The organism is Rhizobium sp. G187, from assembly GCF_051549525.1.
GTDB lineage: Bacteria > Pseudomonadota > Alphaproteobacteria > Rhizobiales > Rhizobiaceae > Allorhizobium.
On sequence record NZ_JBPUGM010000005.1, the window covers coordinates 385820 to 406179 of the forward strand.

14 protein-coding genes and 1 pseudogene are annotated in these 20360 nt (G+C 59.9%); 12 read left to right on the forward strand and 3 right to left on the reverse strand.

What is annotated here, in order from left to right:
* Positions 1-61 precede the first annotated feature (61 nt).
* The 4 genes from ACSV9I_RS16805 (at position 62) to ACSV9I_RS16820 (ending at position 4071) form a co-directional block, all read left to right on the forward strand.
* The gene (locus ACSV9I_RS16805) at positions 62-1336 is read left to right on the forward strand and encodes an ABC transporter substrate-binding protein (RefSeq protein ID WP_438329995.1); all 1275 of its coding nucleotides are present in this window, start codon (positions 62-64) and stop codon (positions 1334-1336) included.
* Between the two features lie 65 nt (positions 1337-1401).
* Entirely contained in the window at positions 1402-2265 is an 864-nt protein-coding gene (locus tag ACSV9I_RS16810; RefSeq protein ID WP_054158174.1) for a carbohydrate ABC transporter permease, read from the forward strand.
* Positions 2262-3086 carry a carbohydrate ABC transporter permease gene (locus tag ACSV9I_RS16815; RefSeq protein ID WP_054158173.1) on the forward strand — a complete coding sequence of 275 codons (825 nt, stop codon included), beginning with the start codon at positions 2262-2264 and terminating at the stop codon, positions 3084-3086. The genes ACSV9I_RS16810 and ACSV9I_RS16815 overlap by 4 nt, the downstream gene beginning before the upstream one ends.
* Positions 3087-3090: 4 nt before the next feature.
* Positions 3091-4071, forward strand: coding sequence for an ABC transporter ATP-binding protein (locus tag ACSV9I_RS16820; RefSeq protein ID WP_054158172.1), 981 nt, complete (start codon positions 3091-3093; stop codon positions 4069-4071).
* Between the two features lie 307 nt (positions 4072-4378).
* Here the strand turns inward: ACSV9I_RS16820 and ACSV9I_RS16825 are convergent.
* The 3 genes and pseudogenes from ACSV9I_RS16825 to ACSV9I_RS16835 all read right to left on the reverse strand — a co-directional run.
* Positions 4379-4960 (reverse strand): annotated as a pseudogene (locus tag ACSV9I_RS16825) (aldo/keto reductase); the annotation flags it as partial.
* Positions 4961-5117: 157 nt separating this feature from the next.
* Positions 5118-6206 (reverse strand): nucleotidyltransferase family protein, encoded by a 1089-nt coding sequence (locus ACSV9I_RS16830; protein WP_438329996.1) that lies wholly within the window; start codon positions 6204-6206, stop codon positions 5118-5120.
* 278 nt (positions 6207-6484) lie between these two features.
* Positions 6485-6976, reverse strand: a complete 492-nt coding sequence (locus ACSV9I_RS16835) for an Lrp/AsnC family transcriptional regulator (protein ID WP_438329997.1) — start codon at positions 6974-6976, stop codon at positions 6485-6487.
* 346 nt (positions 6977-7322) lie between these two features.
* Between ACSV9I_RS16835 and putA the strand changes: the two genes are divergently transcribed.
* From putA to ACSV9I_RS16875, 8 genes are all read left to right on the forward strand, one after another.
* Complete coding sequence (putA, locus tag ACSV9I_RS16840; protein WP_438329998.1) at positions 7323-11021, forward strand: trifunctional transcriptional regulator/proline dehydrogenase/L-glutamate gamma-semialdehyde dehydrogenase; 3699 nt, start codon at positions 7323-7325, stop codon at positions 11019-11021.
* A 349-nt stretch (positions 11022-11370) separates the two neighbouring features.
* Positions 11371-12102, forward strand: coding sequence for a FadR/GntR family transcriptional regulator (locus ACSV9I_RS16845; protein ID WP_438329999.1), 732 nt, complete (start codon positions 11371-11373; stop codon positions 12100-12102).
* A 100-nt stretch (positions 12103-12202) separates the two neighbouring features.
* Positions 12203-13711: an ABC transporter substrate-binding protein gene (locus tag ACSV9I_RS16850; protein WP_438330000.1), complete on the forward strand. Its 1509-nt coding sequence runs from the start codon at positions 12203-12205 to the stop codon at positions 13709-13711.
* A gap of 70 nt (positions 13712-13781) precedes the next feature.
* Positions 13782-14729 carry an ABC transporter permease gene (locus ACSV9I_RS16855; protein ID WP_438330001.1) on the forward strand — a complete coding sequence of 316 codons (948 nt, stop codon included), beginning with the start codon at positions 13782-13784 and terminating at the stop codon, positions 14727-14729.
* Positions 14726-15601 carry an ABC transporter permease gene (locus ACSV9I_RS16860; RefSeq protein WP_438330002.1) on the forward strand — a complete coding sequence of 292 codons (876 nt, stop codon included), beginning with the start codon at positions 14726-14728 and terminating at the stop codon, positions 15599-15601. The genes ACSV9I_RS16855 and ACSV9I_RS16860 overlap by 4 nt, the downstream gene beginning before the upstream one ends.
* 24 nt (positions 15602-15625) lie before the next feature.
* On the forward strand, positions 15626-17410 hold the full coding sequence (locus tag ACSV9I_RS16865; protein ID WP_438330003.1) for a gamma-glutamyltransferase family protein: 1785 nt from the start codon (positions 15626-15628) through the stop codon (positions 17408-17410).
* Positions 17411-17413: 3 nt separating this feature from the next.
* Positions 17414-18172, forward strand: a complete 759-nt coding sequence (locus ACSV9I_RS16870; protein WP_438330004.1) for a DUF1028 domain-containing protein — start codon at positions 17414-17416, stop codon at positions 18170-18172.
* Positions 18173-18228: 56 nt separating this feature from the next.
* Positions 18229-20058: an ABC transporter ATP-binding protein gene (locus ACSV9I_RS16875; protein ID WP_438330027.1), complete on the forward strand. Its 1830-nt coding sequence runs from the start codon at positions 18229-18231 to the stop codon at positions 20056-20058.
* Positions 20059-20360: the final 302 nt, after the last annotated feature.

Genomic DNA, 20360 nt, shown 5'->3' on the forward strand with positions numbered 1-20360 from the left:
CGGCACCGTCAGCGGACGGATACGACACATGTTTAAGTGGTCAATAGAGGAGGAAACGACCATGAATTTGACAGCAGGAACCATCCTGGCTGCGTCTCTCGCCAGTCTATTGGCAAGTGCGGCCCATGCCGACGTGACGCTTACGATACTGGCCGACGCCAATCAGGAAACGATCACCTTCCTCGACGTGCTAACCAAGGCCTACAGCGAGAAGCGTCCCGATATCAGCTTCGACATCGAAAACCGTGCCGGTGGAGCGGAAGGCGACAACATCGTCAAGACCCGCCTTGCGACTGGAGAGATGGCCGACATCTTTCAGTATAACTCCGGTTCGCTCTTCCAGGCGCTGAAGCCGGAGCAGACGCTGGTGGATCTCTCCGATATGCCGAATGCGGGCAATATCTCCGAAAGCTTCAAACCTGTGGTCAGTGCTAGAGATGGCACCGTGCGTGGCGTGCCTTTCGGTCCGGCGATGGGCGGCGGGATCTTCTACAACAGGAAAATCTACGCTGAGCTCGGACTTGAGGTTCCCAAGTCCTGGGCTGATTTCATCGCCAATAGCGAAAAGGTCAAGGCGGCTGGTAAAGTCGCTATCGCCCAGACCTATGGCGACACCTGGACCTCCCAGCTCTTCGTGCTCGCCGATTACTACAACGTCAACGCTGCAGCACCGAACTTCGCGATAGAATTCACGGACAACAAGGCGAAGTTCGCCACAACCCCCGCCGCCGCCAAGGGCTTCGAACGCCTCGAGCAGACGGCAAAGGCGGCACTTTTCAATGCCGATTTCGGCGCTGCCAAGTTCGATGATGGGATGCGCATGGTCGCAACGGGCGAAGCTGCCCACTACCCGATGCTGACCTTCGGCATTGGCAACATCCAGCAAAACTATCCGGACAATCTGGCCGACCTCGGCTTCTTCGCCCAGCCGGGTGACGACGCCGCAAATAACGGTCTGACGATCTGGATGCCTTCCGCGCTCTACAGTCCGGCATCCGCCGAAAACGCTGAGGAAGCGAAGAAATTCCTCGATTGGGTCGCGTCCAAGGAGGCCTGCGAAATGATGGCAAAGGCTGTTCCTTCGGGTCCCTATCTCATCAAGGGCTGCCAGCTTCCCGCCAACGTTCCCCAGGCGGTGAAGGACATGCTGCCCTATTTCGAGGCTGAGGGCCGCACGGCGCCAGCGCTCGAATTCCTCTCACCGGTCAAGGGCCCGGCTCTCGAGCAGATTACCGTGGAAGTCGGATCCGGCATTCGTCCGGCTGCCGAGGCGGCAGCCCTCTATGACCAGGATGTCGAAAAGCAGGCCAAGCAACTCGGCTTGCCGAACTGGTAACCTCCCGCCCTTCGAACCCCGTCCGGTCTCGCAGGTCCGGGCGGGGTCTGAACCGGAGAAGAGACATGGTTACGCAGAAATCCCCCTATCCCTACTGGTTTGTGCTGCCGGCGGCGATCGTATTCACGGTCCTGTTTCTGGTGCCGACAGTGGCCTCCTTCTGGTTCAGCCTGACGCGCTGGGACCTGTTTTCGGCCGATTTCATCGGCCTTGACAACTACCGTCAGTTTCTGCGCGAGCCTTTCCTGATCCAGGGAACGGTCAATACGCTGATCTACGCCGTAGCGACCTCGGCCACGAAGACCGTGATCGGCCTTTTGCTCGCCGTGTTACTCACGTCCGGCATCTGGGCGCAGGGCTTTTTGCGGACTGTCGTGTTCTTCCCCGTTCTGGTGTCGACGATTGGTATCGGGATCACATTTGCCGTGTTAATGCACCCGACCAACGGCATGATCAATGTCACCTTGAAGAGCATGGGACTACCGGGCCCCGGTTGGCTGACCGACCCCTCACTGGCGCTCTATTCGGTGATCTTCGTTGATCTCTGGAAGGGCGTTGGTCTGGCAACGCTGATCTATATTGCCGGCCTCGCCACGATCAGCCAGGACTACTATGAGGCAGCCCGCATCGATGGCGCGACCCGAACCCAGATGTTCTTCCGCGTCACTGTTCCGCTTGTCCGTCCAGCAACTGTCACCGTCGTTACCCTCTCGCTCATCGGCGGCCTTCGCAGCTTCGATTTGATCTGGGCGATGACGCGGGGAGGACCGGGCTTCTCCTCGGATGTGCTCGCGAGCGTTATCTACAAGCAATATCAGGCCGGCTTTTATGGGCTTTCGACCGCTGGCAACGTGATCCTTTTCCTGTTGATCGCGCTGATCATTCTACCGCTCACGGCCTGGTTCAACCGTCGGGAGGTGGACCTATGACCCGCCGCCAGCTTTATACGGGCATCGTCTCGCTCGCGCTTGCGTCCGTGATCTTCATACTGCCTTTCATCTTCATCTTTCTGACTGCCGCCAAGACACGGCAGGATGCCTCGCGGCTCACTTTCTCCTGGCCACTGGACTGGCAGTTGTGGGAAAACTTCCTCCAGGTCCTGCAAACACGCAACTACCTGCTGCTACTTGCCTACCTCAACTCCACCGTGATCACCGTCTTCGCCGTTACGCTGCTCGTTCTCTTCGGTGCGATGGTCGGATATGTTCTCCAGCGACGTCCATCCCGCTGGAACACGGTCATCTACGCGTTCGTGTTGGCAGGCTTGATGATCCCGCCAGCAGTCGTGCCGACAATCTGGGTGCTGCAGTCTATCGGTCTGTTCAAGACGATCACCGGCATGATCTTCATTCAGGTCGCCTATGGCCTTGCCTTCTCGGTTCTCCTGTTCCGCAGCTTCATTGCCACGATCCCGCGCGACCTAGACGAGGCGGCCCTGATCGATGGCGCAACGCCATTGCAGATCTTCTTCCGCGTGATCCTGCCACTGCTGAAGCCTGTGACAGTCACGGTCATCGTCGTCCAGTCGATCACCATCTTCAACGATTTCACCAATCCGCTCTATTACCTCCCGGGGCGCGAGAACGTCACGGTTCAGCTGACACTTTATAATTTCCAGGGCCAGTTCCAGACCCAGTTCAATCTGCTCTTCATGAACATTCTTCTGGTCACGATCCCGCCGCTCATCGTCTACATTTTCTTCAATCGACAGATTGTTGCCGGCATGACCGCCGGAGCCGTCAAAGGATAGTCGTATGACCAGTGTTGTTCTTCAGGACATTCGCAAGAGTTTCGGCAGCCTTGAGGTCATCAAGGGGATCGATCTGACAGTCGAAAAAGGCGAGTTCTGCGTCTTCGTCGGCCCATCCGGATGCGGGAAGTCGACCTTATTGAGGATGATATCAGGTCTTGAAACCTCGACCTCGGGACAGATCATTATCGACAACCAGGACGTGACCCATGCCGAGCCGTCAAAGCGCGGCATCGCCATGGTCTTCCAGTCCTACGCGCTCTATCCGCATCTGACAGTGCGCGAAAACATCGGTTTCGGGTTATCGCTCGCCGGTCTTCCGAAGAGCGAGATCGCCGAGAAGGTGGAAAAAACTGCGGAAAGCCTGCAACTGACCCATCTGCTCGACCGTAAGCCGAAGGCCCTGTCAGGCGGACAACGCCAGCGGGTGGCGATCGGACGTGCCATCATCCGCAATCCCAAGGTTTTCCTGTTTGACGAACCGCTCTCCAACCTTGATGCAGCGCTTCGTTCACAGATGCGCATGGAACTGACCGACCTGCACGCAAAGCTCGGCGCCACCATGATCTACGTCACCCATGACCAGGTCGAGGCGATGACAATGGCTGACAAGATCGTGGTCCTGAATGCTGGGCGCATCGAACAAGTCGGCTCACCAATGGACCTCTATCACAACCCCGTCAGCCCCTTCGTCGCTGGCTTTATCGGATCGCCAAAAATGAACCTCTACGATGGCGAGGTTGCCGCCGCTGAAGGCTGCGCCACTTACGGCATCCGTCCCGAGCATCTTGCTTTGTCAAAGAGTGAAGGGAAATGGCAGGGCCAAGTCCGTCATATCGAAAGGCTGGGTGCAGACACCGTCGTCTACCTCGTACACCCTCTGCTGAAACAGATTGTCGCTCGTGTGCCCGGTGATTTCAAAATTGAATCCGGAGACGTCATTCATGCGTCACCTATGAGCGGCAAGGAACACCGTTTCGCATAAGACGAAATGCATGTCTGACGTACTGCCCCGAGCATCAGCGCGCCGGGGCAGAAGCCACGTCAGTGCATCAGGCGATCTATTCGCCTGCATCTAATGCGGTGATCGGCTACACAACTCTCGTCGAGTTCACTCAAGGTTGATGAGAAGGCGCCGTTTTTGTGTGGGATGCTCGACGTGCGTCGGCAGAGCGCGCTAAAACCTTGCATATTCACCCCAATTGCTGAACTCGTCATCGAGTGCGTAGAAGCCGATATCGCTTCAGGTGATTGCCTACTTGCGGCCAAACCGCGAGCAGGCTCTTTCTGTTCTAGGTCTTTGCAGGCGCCTCAACGTCTGAATACGCCTGCACCACATCAGGAAGTCTCGCACCCTTGATACTGACGGCGGCGACGGCAGCGTTCAGTTCCGCGATCTCAGACGGTGAGAACGAGACGGAGGGAGCGCCAATATTCTCGATCATGTGTGCCATTTGGGTGGTGCCGGGGATTGGAACGATGAACGGCTTTTGGGCCAGCAGCCAGGACAGAGCGATCTGACCAAGACGAGCTTGCTTGCGTTCCGCCCAAACTTTCAGGACCTCGACGAGAGCGAGGTTGTTCGGCAGGCTCTCCGGTGCAAAGCGCCCCTCAACGCCGCGGATGTCGCCCTCGGCGAAGCGCGTTCGCGCATCGATTGCGCCGTTCAGGAAGCCAACGCCGAGCGGGCTCCAAGGAACGAAGCCAATGCCAAGCTCTTCGCATACCGGAATTGCTCCCGTTTCCGGGCCGCGCCACAGCATGGAATATTCGCTTTGGACCGCGGTGATCGGCAGCACCGCATGCGCGCGGCGAAGCGTGTTCAGCCCCATCTCGGAGAGACCCCAATGCAGCACCTTGCCCTCGTCCATCACTCGCAGAGCGATACGGCACAAGACGCTGCTCGTAGCGCTCTCTCTCAGTTCCATAATTAATATTATGCGATCATAAGCTGTAGGGGCTATTTGGTAATGCGACAGTTGGGCCAGTTAGAGATGCGACAGTCTCGCCTCTTGATGCACTGGTCAATGCTCAAACCGGAAGCTCAATGTCTTCCCGATTCTTCTTGGCTCCCTCGGTCAGAGCAATCCGTAGCCGCTCGGCATCCTCTCCTGGGAGCATGGCCGCCCCAGTTCGCAAACCTTCCTGCCACGCAGGTCCACGCTCCCATGCTTCATTGTAGACCAGCGCCAGATCGGCAGATCGCCTTGTTTGTTGCAGGGCTTCGAAGAGCAGTGCCGCCTGGCGGATGTCCTTCTCCCGCTTGGCTGGACCTTGCCCGTCTGTGTGTCGCCGGCTGGCCACGATAAGTTTATGAATCGCATAGCGGGACGGTTCCGGAACGACCACCGAAACACCACTCCGGTGGAGCAGTATTGTCCTCACCGGTTCCCGGATGAGGAAGTCGAGAAAGCGCAGTGGATCGGCACTGGCGCCCCCGAGGGCGGGCATCTTCGCCGGTTGTTCGACGTAATCGTCCGACCCCCGGTTCGAGGTGAGGAATTCGACCCGGTAGCCGTCGGCGTTCTGGAAGGCGGATGACGCCGCAACGCCCGATCGATGGGGAACTGGCCTGAAGCTGGCGTCGACGCCCTGCAGCAGCTCTACAATCGGCGGCAGACTGTCTTCGACCTCTCGGCTGATGGCATAATCCTGAGCAATGTCCGCATCTCCCGTCAGGATCGATGCCATGGGAAGGCGGACGCCGAGCAGGCCCGAATAGCACTGGAAGGCCACCGTTCCGATCAGGACACCCCGAAGTCGGAACAGCCCGCCCTCGGCGAGCGCGGCAACGATATCGCCCGACATGGCATCGGGAGAAACCATGCCGCCTTCGCGGGTCAGCGTGTTGACCATGCGCCGTCGCGCACGCAGATCGTCCTTGTCCCGTTTGTGATCCGCGACCCGGGCGGCGATATCCGGATCTTCCGCAGGGCCGACGTAACGGCGTTTCGTCCCACCGTGTCCATCAGGCGTGTCGAAATACCAGTACTTTCGCCCCTTCACGGTCGCTGGAGTGAAACGGCCTTCCGAAGGAAAGTCCGCCGTCCATGCAGCATCAAGCGAGCGCTGCCCCAATTCGGCGAGCATCGTCTGGTACATGAGATCGATGGACTTCATCAGCACGCCTCCGGCGTTATACTGTTTTTCAAAAAAAGTATAACCGGCCAAGGCATGGCGAACAAGGTGGGATTTCGCGCAGGCATTCTCACTGCAGATGGAATGTCGTTTAACTCAAGACCTGAGACAAAGATCCGGATTTTTGCTTCCACTAGCCTCATGTACAAATTATTCGCGGCAATCCCCTCCTCCCGAAAAGCCAATGACGGTAGAGGCAGGTCCATCACCAATTTGGACTTACAGCGAAGATTGTAAAAAGAGGCCAAACTGCTGCAACATCACGTCGCTTGCGAGAGGCGGTTCCACCCTTCTTTCACCGTTTCCATGGCCGGGTTCGTCGATGTGCTTGCGACATGAGGCAGAGTGGAAATCTTCTCACCGAGGACCCGGCGATACCGGCCAATATCACGCGTGCGGACCTTCAACAGGTAGTCGAAGCGGCCGGCAATCATGTGGCATTCTTCGATCTCCCGGACCTTCTTGACGGCCTCGTTGAAGCTCCTCAGCGCCTCTTCGCGCGTATCGGACAGCTTAACCTCGACAAAGGCCACATGGTCGAGCTGCATTTTGACCGGACTGAGAATTGCCCTGAAGCCTTCGATGTAGCCTTCAGAGACCAGACGCTTGAAACGGATCTGGCAGGGGGTCTTGGACAGACCAACACGGACGGCCAGATCGGTAATCGAAATCCGCCCATCCTCCACGACAGCGTCGAGTATCTTTCTATCGAACGGATCAAGATCACCAGTTACACCCGAACTTGTAGCCATTTTGATCTGAAATCTCCCCTTATAAAAGATATTTAGCCACCCAAAGATCCAAAATCAAGACAACTTCACTATCGCTCTTGTGGTAGCATTCCAGACATCGAATTGGAGGCAGGGTCGATGGGTCTGAGGACGACGCATCTTGACGAAGCAACATGTGACGCAAACAGGCTGATCGACAGATATGGTCCGATAGGCCTGTCTGCAGTGCGTGCCGCTGTCAGCATCCCCTCCGCCAAACCCGCTGAGGACGGCCGGAAAGACAAGCTCGACAGATTTCTTGTCCCTGAACATCTCCCGGATTTTTGAGCCGCCAGGCTCCATTCAACGCTCAACCAGGACCGCTGCGATGCTGAAAACAGTTGCTGAAAACGCGCCAGACGCCTCCACCCTGCCCTTCGCGCAGTTTGCCCCGCCGATCCGTGAACAGTCAGAACTGCGCAAGGCGATCACCGCCGCCTATCGCCGCCCGGAAACCGAATGCCTCCCGCCGCTTGTCGAGGCTGCGCGCGTTTCGGACAGCGAGAAGACGGCGATCAAGGGCGTTGCGCGCAAGCTGATCGAAGCGCTTCGGGCCAAGCACAAGGGCACGGGTGTCGAAGGGCTGGTTCACGAATATTCGCTGTCGAGCCAGGAGGGCGTTGCCCTCATGTGTCTTGCCGAGGCCCTTTTGCGCATTCCGGACACGGCAACGCGGGATGCGCTGATCCGCGACAAGATTTCCGAAGGTGACTGGAAATCCCATGTCGGCGGCGGGCGCTCGCTGTTCGTCAACGCGGCCACCTGGGGTCTGGTCGTTACCGGCAAGCTGACCTCGACCGTCAACGATCGCAGCCTCTCGGCTGCGCTTACCCGGTTGATTGCACGCTGCGGCGAACCTGTGATCCGGCGCGGCGTCGACATGGCGATGCGGATGATGGGCGAACAGTTCGTCACCGGCGAGACAATCGACGAAGCCCTGAAGCGCGCCCGTCCGCTTGAAGCACGCGGCTTCCGCTATTCCTACGACATGCTGGGTGAGGCGGCGACCACCGCCAAGGACGCCGAGCGTTACTACCTGGACTACGAAAACGCGATCCATGCCATCGGCAAGGCGTCAGCCGGGCGCGGCGTCTATGAAGGCCCAGGAATCTCGATCAAGTTATCAGCCCTTCACCCCCGCTATGTCCGTGGCCAGTCGAAGCGCGTCATGGACGAGCTTCTGCCGCGTGTTCGGGCGCTGGCATTGCTGGCACGCAGCTATGATATCGGCCTGAATATCGATGCCGAGGAAGCCGACCGGCTTGAGCTTTCGCTCGACCTGCTTGAAGAGCTGGGCCTCGACGCGGACCTGTCCGGCTGGAACGGGCTCGGCTTCGTCGTTCAGGCTTATGGCAAGCGCTGCCCCTTTGTCCTCGACTACATCATCGATCTGGCACGCCGCTCCGGTCGCCGGATGATGGTACGCCTCGTCAAGGGCGCCTATTGGGACGCTGAAATCAAGCGCGCCCAGCTGGATGGCCTTTCGGACTTCCCGGTCTATACGCGCAAGATCCACACCGATGTGGCCTATATCGCCTGCGCCAGAAAACTGCTGGCGGCGACGGATGCGATTTTCCCGCAATTCGCCACGCACAACGCTCAGACGCTTGCCACCATCCACCATCTTGCAGGCCCTGATTTTCAAGTGGGCAAATACGAGTTTCAGTGCCTTCACGGCATGGGGGAACCGCTCTATGACGAAGTCGTCGGCAAGCAGAACCTCGACCGACCCTGCCGCATCTATGCGCCTGTTGGCACGCATGAGACACTGCTCGCCTATCTTGTCCGTCGCCTGCTTGAAAACGGTGCGAACTCGTCCTTCGTCAATCGCATCTCAGATCCGAAGGTTTCAGTCGACGACCTCACGGCCGATCCGGTTGACCTCGTGGAAGCCTTCAGCCCAGTTGGGAAGTCACATGACCTGATTTCGCTGCCGGCAAACCTTTTCGGAGCCGAGCGACAGAATTCCGCAGGCATCGATCTTTCGAACGAGACGGAACTGGCGCGGCTCGCCGCAAGCCTGGTTGAAACCGCGAAAACCTCCTGGCACGCCACACCGCTTCTGGCAGATGGCTCCATTGAGGGCTCGATCCAGCCCGTCGTCAATCCGGCCGACCACGGCGACATCATCGGTCAGGTGACCGAGGTCGAGATCGATGCGGCCTCTAGGATTGCCAAGCTGGCGGAAATGGGCGCACAGGAATGGGCAAAGGTCGCGCCGGCGGACCGGGCACGGTGCCTCGACCGCGCAGCCGACATCATGCAAGCACGCATTGAACCCCTGATGGGGATCATCATGCGGGAGGCTGGAAAATCGGCCGCAAACGCGATTGGTGAAGTGCGCGAAGCCATTGATTTTCTGCGGTACTATGCTGAGCAGGCAAGACGCACGCTCGGCCCCTCCCACGCGCCTCTCGGCCCGATTGTTTGCATCAGCCCATGGAACTTCCCGCTTGCGATCTTTACCGGGCAGGTTGCTGCAGCGCTCGTCGCCGGCAATTCGGTGATGGCCAAGCCCGCGGGCGTAACACCCATCATCGCCTTCGAAAGCGTGAAGATCCTTCATGAGGCCGGCATTCCGCGCGCAGCCCTCCAGTTCACACCGGGCGGTGGAAGCCTGGGGGCAGCCCTGATCGACGCCCCGGAAACGGCGGGCGTGATGTTCACCGGCTCGACGGGCGTTGCGCGGATGATCCAGTCGCAGCTGGCCAACCGTCTTTCGAAGGTGGGCAAGCCCATTCCCCTGATTGCCGAGACCGGCGGCCAGAATGGGATGATCGTCGATTCCTCCGCCCTTGCCGAACAGGTGGTCGGCGACGTGATCGCATCTGCCTTCGACAGCGCGGGGCAGCGATGCTCCGCCCTGCGGGTGCTTTGCCTGCAACAGGATGTGGCCGACCGGACGCTAACGATGCTGAAGGGGGCGCTGCAGGAACTCTCGATCGGTCGCACAGACCGGCTGAACATCGATGTCGGTCCTGTCATTACGCAAGCAGCGAAGGCAGACATCAACGCGCACATCGAAAGGATGAAGGGGCTGGGCTGCAAGGTCGATCAGCTGCCGCTTCCCGCCTCCGCCGACCTCGGGACCTTCGTGGCTCCAACAATCATCGAGATCAAGTCACTCTCCGATCTCAAGAAGGAGATCTTCGGGCCCGTTCTTCACGTCATCCGTTACCGCCGCGAGGACCTCGACCGGCTGATCGATGACATCAACGGCTCTGGCTACGGCCTGACCTTCGGCTTGCACACACGCCTCGACGAAACAATCGCGCATGTGACGAGCCGGGTGCAGGCAGGCAATCTCTATGTGAACCGAAACATCATCGGTGCCGTTGTCGGTGTCCAGCCATTCGGTGGTCGCGGCCTCTCCGGCACGGGACCAAAGGCCGGCGGTCCGCTTTATATCGGCCGTCTCGTTCAAAAGGCGCCGGTGCCACCGCAGCACAGTTCCGTTCACAAAGATCCCGCAATCGCCGATTTTGCGGTCTGGCTCTCATCCAAGGGCAGAACCGAGGATGCAGATGCCGCTCACGAACTCGGAAGCCTTTCGGCTGTCGGCTTGCACAAGGAGCTTGTCGGCCCGGTCGGCGAACGCAATCTCTACTCGCTTCACCCCCGGGGCCGTGTGCTGCTTGCCCCAGTGAGTGAGCGGGGGCTCTACAGGCAGATTGCGGCAGCACTGGCAACCGGCAACCAACTCGTCATCGATGAGGCCTTTGGTCTTCGCCCGATACTGACGGATATCCCGGCGAGCGTCTCTCACCGCATCACGTGGACATCAGACTGGAACAAGGACGGGCCCTTCAGCTCTGCTCTTGTCGAAGGTGACGCAGATCGGATCGTGAAGGTGAACCAGGCGATTGCGGCGCTCGACGGTCCGCTCGTGCTCGTCCAGTCTGCCACGACGTCAGAAATCGAGAACGATATCGAGGCTTATTGTCTGAATTGGCTGGTTGAAGAAGTTTCGACGTCCATCAACACGGCTGCGGCCGGCGGAAACGCAAGCCTCATGGCAATCGGCTAAGACGAGATTGGAAGGCTGCCGAGCCAAAACTTTAGCTCGGTTGCCGGACTAACAATCCAAGCTCCCGTTTGCTCGATCTGGTGTTTGCACGGAAAGGTCCGGCGGACTCGAGTTGACCTGAGCAGCCAGTCTCCTGAGCCACGGCTCGGCCGTTATGGCCCCTTCAAAAGAAGCTTTGAATGACATTAGGGCCGGGAGTGCTTGGTCGCTTAACCAAGTGAGGCTGCAGTCCGTCTCATCTCCGGAATTGCCCTGAAATTAGGCGGATTATTTTCTGCACAAAAACTGTCTTGACGGACGGTGAGATTCAACGTTCACTGAACCAATCACAAATTGGTTCGGACCATTCATGCCAGAGACGTCTCCCAAGGAAAATTCGAATTACGCTCTCGAGAAGCTGCGGGATCTTCTTCGGCACGGAGATCTCGGCACGGAAGGCAAATTGCCGACAGAGCGCACCCTGTCCGAAAAACTTGGGCTGAGCCGCCGGGCAATCCGTCGTGCGCTTGAAGTTCTGGAGGCGGAAGGCGCGATCTGGCGTAAGCAGGGGTCAGGCACCTATGCCGGCCAGAAGCCTGACGAGTGGAGCGGCCAGCTCGAGACCATCGTGGCTGGGACCAATTTCATGGAGATCATGGAAGTCCGTCTGCGCATCGAACCGCAGCTGGCGCAGCTCGCCGCTCTTCGCGCCAAGGGCAGCGATATCGACCGCATGCGCGACCTGGCCCAGAAAATCGCCGGCAGCGAGGACGCCGACGCCAAGGAACTCTGGGACGGCGCTTTGCACCGCCAAATCGCGCAATCGGCCGGCAATCAGCTGTTTCTGTCGATCTTCGATGTGATCAACCGGGTCCGTCAGGACGATGCCTGGCAGGCTATCCGGGAGCGTGCCCGCAACAGCGCCAACACGATGAACGTGTCCAATGCCCAGCATGCAACGATCATCGATGCCATCGCATCCCGTGATCCGGCCAAAGCCGGCGAAGCCATGAGACAGCATCTCCTGATGCTGCAGGAGCGGCTGATCCGCCAGACATCCATGGACCATCTGGAGGGCGACCCGCAGGGCGACTTGCCCTGACCAAACGCATTCCGGCTACGGCCGGCCTACCCTTAAACGCCGGAGCCATAATCGGCGACACCCATGAGAACAGAAAACCACACCAGAGGATTTGTCGACCATGAAGATACTGTCCCGATTTTCCGCCCTACTCCTGGCGAGCGCCATGTTTGCAGGCCCCGCACTCTCGGCCGAGCTTCGCATCGGCTTGCAGGACGATGCCGACGTACTAGATCCGGCCCAATCGCGAACCTTTGTCGGCCGTATCGTCTACACCGCCATGTGCGACAAGCTTGTCGACGTTTCGCCCGACCTGAAGATCGTGCCGCAACTGGCCACCGAATGGGCCTGGTCGGCAGACGGCAAAGAACTGACCATGAAGCTGCGCGAAGGCGTCAAGTTCCATGACGGTACGCCTTTCAATGCAGCAGCCGTCGTCGCCACCATTGAGCGCAACAAGACCCTGCCGGAATCGCGCCGCAAGAGCGAATTGTCCTCTGTAGACAAGGTGGAAGCCACCGGCGACTACGCCGTAAAGTTCACGCTCAAGGCGCCCGATGTCACACTGCTGGCTCAATTGTCCGACCGTGCCGGCATGATTGTCTCGCCGAAGGCTGCCGCAGAACTCGGCGCCAATTTCGGCTCCGCGCCGGTCTGCGCCGGACCATTCAAATTCGTCGAGCGTGTGCAGCAGGACCGTATCGTGCTCGAAAAATTCGCCGACTACTGGGACAAGGATAAGGTCTTCATCGACAAGGTGACCTATCTACCGATCCCTGACACGACGGTCCGTCTTGCCAACCTGCGCTCAGGCGAACTTGACATGATCGAGCGACTGGCGGCAACCGATGCAACATCCGTCAAGGCAGACGAGAGCCTGACTTATTCCGACGTCGTCAACATCGGCTACATGGCGCTCTACGTGAACATCGCCAATGGCGCCCGCGCCGACAATCCGTTTGGCAAGGACAAGCGCCTGCGCCAGGCCTTCTCGCTCGCTATCGACCGCGAGGCGCTCAACCAGGTCGTCTATGAAGGCACGGCCGTTGGCGGCAATCAGCCGTTCCCGCCGAACAGCCCGTGGTTCAACAAGGAGCTGCCGGTTCCGGCCCGCGACCTCGAAAAGGCGAAGGCCCTGATCAAGGAAGCCGGTTTCGAGCGGGTGCCGATCGAAATGCAGATCCCCAACAATCCGGTTGCGGCCCAGATGATGCAGATCGTCCAGGCCATGGTGGCCGAGGCCGGCTTCGATGTCAGCCTGAAGACCACCGAGTTCGCCACGCTGCTCAGCGAACAGACCGCCGGCAACTATCAGCTCAGCCGCTCCGATTGGTCCGGCCGCGTCGATCCCGACGGCAACCTGCACCAGTTTGTCACCTGCGAGGGCGGCATCAACGACACCAAATACTGCAATCCTGAAGTCGATACGCTGCTCAACGAAGCCCGCGCTTCGACGGATGATGCCGTGCGCAAGCAGAAATACGATGCCGCCGGCAAGATTCTCAATGAGGACCTGCCGGTGATTTATCTCGGCCACCAGTCGTGGATCTGGGCAACGAAGAAAGAGGTCACCGGCTTCGTTCCGTCGCCCGATGGCATGATCCGCCTGCTCGGCGTGAAGAAGGGCTGATCCGCCTCGATCTCTCCTGCGGAGCGTCTGACGCTCCGCAGGCATCCTTTGAAATCAGGACCGGAAGTTCATGCATATCTACATCGGAAAACGGCTGTTGGTCGCCATACCGACGCTATTGATCGTGTCGATCTTCGTCTTCTCGCTGCAGAAGCTGCTGCCGGGCGATCCGATCCTCGCCATGGCCGGCGAAGAGCGTGATCCGCAGGTGATCGAATTCCTGCGAGACAAATATCGTCTGAACGACCCCGTGATCTACCAATACGGCTACTGGATCGCCAACGTGCTTCAGGGTGATTTCGGCATGTCGCTGCGCACCAACCAGCCGGTGCTTGAACTGATCGGGGAGAAACTTCCCGTCACGATCCAGCTGGCGATCATGTCGATGATCTTCGCCTTTGTCATCGGCGTTCCCATGGGCATCCTGGCTGCCGTCAAGAAAAACACTGTCATCGACTATATCGCCAATATCGTCGCGCTGTCAGGCCTCTCAATCCCGAATTTCTGGCTCGGCATCATGCTGATCTTGCTGGTCTCGGTCAAACTCGGCTGGTTGCCGGCCTCTGGCTACGAGTCGATCTTTGTCGATCCGGTGCGGTCGATCGAAACCATGATCATGCCGGCCTTCGTGCTGGGCACAGCACTCGCCGCGACCTTGATGCGTCATACCCGCTCGGCCATGTTAAGCGTGATGAAGTCCGACTACATCCGCACGGCCCGCGCCAAGGGCTTGTCGGACCGGGTCGTCATTCTCAGCCACACCTTCCGCAACGCGCTGCTACCAATCGTGACGCTCAGCGCCCTTCTGTTCGGCGAGCTTCTCGCCGGCGCGGTGCTGACCGAGCAGATCTTCACCATTCCGGGTTTTGGCAAGCTGATCGTCGATGCCGTGTTCAACCGCGATTATGCGGTGGTTCAGGGTGTTGTGCTGTGCACCGCCGTCGGCTTCATCCTGATGAACCTCGTGGCCGACGTGCTCTATGTCATACTCAACCCGCGCATGAGGGCCAGCCTATGACGACGCTTAATCCGACTGTGGCAGCGAGCGTTCCCGCCAAAAGCGGCAACCGTGCCTGGCGCAAGCTGAAAGCCAATCGCAGCGCGATTGTGGGGCTCTGCATCATTCTCTTCTTCGCGATCCTGGCATTGTCGGCACCGCTTCTGCCGATCCCCGATCCGCTGGCCACCAGCTGGACTGCCGTCCGCAAGGCGCCATCGGCAGAGCACTGGATGGGCACCGATGATATCGGCCGCGATATCCTCTCCCGGATGATCTGGGGCGCGCAGGCCTCATTGATGGCGGGCACATTTTCTGTGGCGATCTCGATCGTCATCGGCGTACCCTTCGGTCTCATCGCCGGCTATTTCGGCGGCTGGGTCGATCAAGTCATCTCGCGCATCACCGAGGCCTTCCTCGCCCTGCCCTTCCTGATCATGGCGATTGCGCTGGCGGCCTTCCTCGGCCCCAGTCTCACCAATGCGATGATCGCCATCGGCCTGTCGGCCATGCCGGTTTTTGTGCGGCTGACCCGCGGTCAGGTGCTGGCCGTCAAGACGGAAGACTATGTCGAAGGTGCCCGATCGATCGGCCTTGGCCATCTCGACATCATGCTCCGTTACATCCTGCCCAACATCACGGCACCCATCATCGTGCAGGCGACGCTGACAGTGGCGACCGCCATCATTGCCGAAGCGAGCCTGTCCTTCCTGGGGCTTGGCCAGCAGCCTCCCGCACCAAGCTGGGGTTCGATGCTCAATGTCGCGAAGAATTTCCTCGATCAGGCCCCCTGGATGGCCATGTGGCCGGGGGCGGCGATCTTCCTGGTCGTGATCGGTTTCAATCTGCTCGGCGATGGTCTGCGCGATGCGCTCGACCCCCGAGAATCCTGAGGACTACCTGCAAAGGAACATTGCATGACTGAGTTTACCACCCGCCCGGAGATCCTCGGCACTTTCGGTGTCGTCACCTCCACCCACTGGATCGCCTCCGCCGTCGGGATGAGCATCCTGGAAAAAGGCGGCAATGCGTTCGATGCAGCAGTCGCGACCGGCTTCGTGCTGCAGATCCTCGAGCCGCATCTGGTGGGTCCGGGCGGTGACATGCCGGCGCTGATCTATTCGGCCAAGACCGGCACGGTTGAAGTGATCTGCGCACAGGGGCCTGCCCCGGCCGACGCGACCATCGAGCACTACACACGGGAGGGGCTGTCGATCATCCCTGGTGATGGTTTGCTCGCCACCGTTATTCCCGGCGCCTTTGACGGCTGGATGCTGATGCTGCGGAACTATGGCACGATGACCGTGCGCGAGGTGTTGGAGCCGGCCATCCACTATGCCAGACATGGCCACCCGATGCTGCCGCGGGTGTCCGCCACGATTAAGGGTCTGGCGGAGTTCTTCGAGAAGGAATGGCCGACGTCCTATGAAACCTGGCTGCCGGGCGGCGTGGCGCCCGAGCCGCATGCACTGTTCTGCAATCCGGTCCTTGCCGCCACCTACACCCGCATCGTCAACGAGGCTGAATGCGCGACCAGTCGCGAGAACCAGATCGATGCGGCCCGCGACGCCTTCTACCGGGGCTTCGTCGCCGAGGCGATCGAGGACTATCTGAAGACCGCCGACGTGATGGATGCCAGCGGCAGCCGCCACAAGGGCGTGTTGACCGCTGACGACATGGCCGGCTGGTCCGCAACCGTGGAAGCACCGCAAACCTTTGACTATCACGGCTGGACCATCGCCAAGACAGGCCCATGGGGCCAGGGGCCGGTGCTGCTGCAATCGCTGGCGCTGCTGAAGGGTTTCGATGTCGGCGCCATGGACCCGCTGGGTCCGGATTTCGTCCACACCGTTGTTGAGACCATGAAGCTCGCCTATGCCGACCGCGAGGTCTATTACGGCGACCCGGCCTTTGCCAGCGTGCCCATGGAGCACCTGTTGTCGGACGCCTACAATGACGCACGCCGCAAGCTGATCGGCACCACCGCATCCATGGACCTGCGTCCGGGCCGATTGCCAGGTTTCGAAAGCCAGCATGACCTGACAATGGAAATGCTTGCATCCATGTCCGGCACGGGCGCTGTCTACGAGCCGACCATGTTGCACCTGACGGAAAAGCGCGGCGACACAGTGCATATCGATGTCATCGACCACGAGGGCAATATGGTCTCGGTCACGCCATCAGGCGGCTGGCTGCAGTCCTCACCGATCATCCCCGGCCTCGGCTTTTGCCTCAATTCCCGTGCCCAGATGTTCTGGCTGAAGCCGGGTCTTCCGACTTCGCTGGCCCCTGGCAAGCGCCCGCGCACCACGCTGACACCATCGATCGCGCTCTATGAAGGCCGCCCGACCCTGGCTTTTGGAACGCCTGGCGGCGACCAGCAGGACCAGTGGCAGCTGTCCTTCTTCCTGCGCTATGTGCATCACCGGCAGAACCTGCAGGCGGCAATCGATATGCCGCTATTCCACACCGCGCATTTCCCCGGCTCCTTCTATCCGCGCACCAGCCAGCCGGGCAATGTGATGATCGAAAGCTCGATCGGCGCTGAGACCATCAAGGCGTTGCGAGCCATGGGCCACGACATCACCGAGGCCGATCCTTGGTCGGTCGGTCGACTAACGGCCGCGCGTCGCGACGCCGACGGCCTGCTGCGGGCGGCGGCCACGCCGCGCCTGATGCAAGCCTATGCGATCGGGAGATAATCCATGACCTGGTCCATCGTCGCGCGCGATCCGGCAACCGGTCATCTCGGCATCGCTGTCGCCAGCCGCTTCTTCGCGGTGGGTACTGCCGTGCCTTTCATGCGCGGCGGGATCGGCGCGATCGCCACCCAGGCCTTCGTCAGCCCGCTCTACGGCACGGACGGCCTCACGCTTTTGGCTGAGGGACACGCGCCTGACGCTGTCATCGCAATCCTCACGGATCGTGACGACGGTTGTCAGCAACGGCAGATGCACCTGATCGACGGGCGAGGCCGCAACGCTGCCTTTACCGGTGAAAAATGCGTCGAATGGGCAGGCCATCTTGTCGATGAGAATGTTTCGGTCGCCGGCAATATGCTGGCGGGATCGCGGGTCATTTCCGAAACCTTGCGGGTCTACAAGGAGACCGCGAGTGCGCCATTCGCAGAGCGACTTCTAGCGGCCATGGAAGCTGGCGAAGCGGAAGGTGGCGACAAACGGGGACGGCAGTCGGCAGCCCTCAAGATCTACCGCGACCAGGACTATCCCTGGCTCGACATCCGCGCCGACGACCATCCCGATCCGCTGGGCGAGTTGCGAAGGCTGTATGCCGTGGCGCAGGAGCGTTTCCTGCATGTCGTGGAAACCATGCCGACCCGCGCCAATCCGCATGGCCTGACCGATCGGCGCCTGATCGACGAAAAGATTGCCGCCCTTGAAACGGCCCGCATCGCAGAGGGACGCCCCTCGCCTTCCTTTGCCACGCCGCTCAAACCAGCCTGAACCAGACCGCATCAGAAGCGCACTTCAAGTATCGGACACGGAAAGCCATGAACGCCATGACGACAGCTGCCGCAAAGATCGAGACATCAGCCGTTCTCTCCGTCGAGGACCTGACCACGTCTTTCCTCGTCGATGGCCAGTGGCGGACGGTGGTGCGCAACATATCCTTCGACGTGAAGCCCGGAGAAACCGTCGCCATTGTCGGCGAATCCGGCTCTGGCAAGAGCGTCACTTCGCTCTCGATCATGCGCCTTCTGGCCCGCGAACAAAGTCGCGTCGAGGGACGTATATGGCTGAATGGAAGGGACATTCTGGCATTGCCGGAAAAGGACATGCAGACGGTGCGCGGCAATGAAGCTGCGATGATTTTCCAGGAGCCAATGACCAGCCTCAATCCGATCTTCACGATTGGGCGGCAGATCTCGGAAGTGCTGACACGGCACAAGGGCATGACAAGGGCCGAAGCCCGTGCGGAGACGATCCGCATGCTGGAGAAGGTGCGCATTCCCAATGCGACGAACCGTTTCGACGATTATCCGCACCAGTTTTCCGGCGGCATGCGCCAGCGCGTGATGATTGCCATGGCGCTCGCCTCGCGCCCGAACCTGTTGATCGCCGACGAGCCGACAACTGCACTCGACGTGACCATCCAGGGCCAGATCCTCGACCTGATCAAGGAGCTGCAGGAGGAGGACGGCATGTCCGTTCTCTTCATCACCCATGACATGGGCGTGGTGGCCGAGATCGCCGACCGGACCATCGTCATGCTGCGCGGCGACGTGGTCGAGAAGGGAGCGACTGCCGACGTCTTCCATCGCGGCCAGCATCCCTATACGCGGGCCCTGCTTGCAGCCGTACCGAAGCTCGGCTCGATGCATGGCCATGCCTGGCCGCTGCGTTTTCCGATCGTCGATACCGGCTCGGGTGTGGCGAGTGAACCGACTGAGGTTGCTGATACCGTCGACACGCGCAAGACGCCGGTGCTCTCGGTCAAGAATCTGGTGACGCGCTTTGCAATCCGTAGCGGCCTCTTCGGCCGGCAAACCGGCGCCGTGCATGCGGTGGAGAATGTCTCCTTCGACCTCTTCCAGGGCGAGACCCTATCCATCGTCGGCGAGAGCGGTTGCGGCAAGTCGACAACGGGGCGTTCGATCACCCGTCTCGTCGAACCGGAAAGCGGTGAAGTTCAGCTCGACGGTTATAACGTTCTGCGGCTGGATCAGCCGAGCCTGCGCGCCATGCGCCGCAGCGTGCAAATGATCTTCCAGGACCCCTTCTCAAGCCTGAACCCGCGCATGACGGTGGGTGCCGCCATTGCCGAACCCTACCTCAAGCACCGCCTCGGCACCCGGCAGGAGGCCCAGGAAAAGGTCGCGGATCTCCTGCGCAAGGTCGGCCTCGACCCGCAAATGATGGATCGCTATCCGCACGAATTCTCGGGCGGCCAGCGCCAGCGCATCGCGATTGCCCGGGCGCTCGCGCTCAACCCGAAAGTTATCGTGGCCGACGAAAGCGTTTCGGCGCTCGATGTGTCGATCAAGGCGCAGGTCTGCAATCTGCTGATGGACCTGCAGGAAGAATTCAATCTCGCCTTCCTGTTCATCAGCCATGACATGGCTGTGGTCGAACGGATCAGCCACCGGGTCGCGGTGATGTATCTCGGCGAAATCGTCGAGATCGGTCCCCGCGCGGCCATCTTCGACAATCCTCAGCACGACTATACGAAAAAGCTGATGGCTGCCGTTCCGGTTCCCGATCCCGACCGTCGTGGCCTGAGGCGGAGTGCGGCCATCGACGAACTGAAAAGCCCGGTCCGGCCCGTCGGCTATGTGCCGCCTCACCGCGAGTACCGCAAAGTCACACCGGGGCATTTCGTGCAGATGTGATCTGTCGCAGAACAGCCTTTCGACTTCAGCCTGCTCCACAACACCAGACTTGCGCGTGACAAAGGGCCGGCACATTGCCTGCGTCGATCGGAATTAGTCCGCACGGCGAGAACATTCTGTCCCCGCTTCTTAATTGGGGTTCGCTCTCAAGCTTCCGTTTGGCCCATCACGACCGTTGAGACGAGACAGTTTCCGACTTTCCTCCCGTTTGAAAGGTGCAGTTCTGCACCTCGCCAAAGCGCCAGCATTTGGCGGATGATCCCGCCGGTTCGAAGAAGCGGATCTAAGGGCGCAATTATACG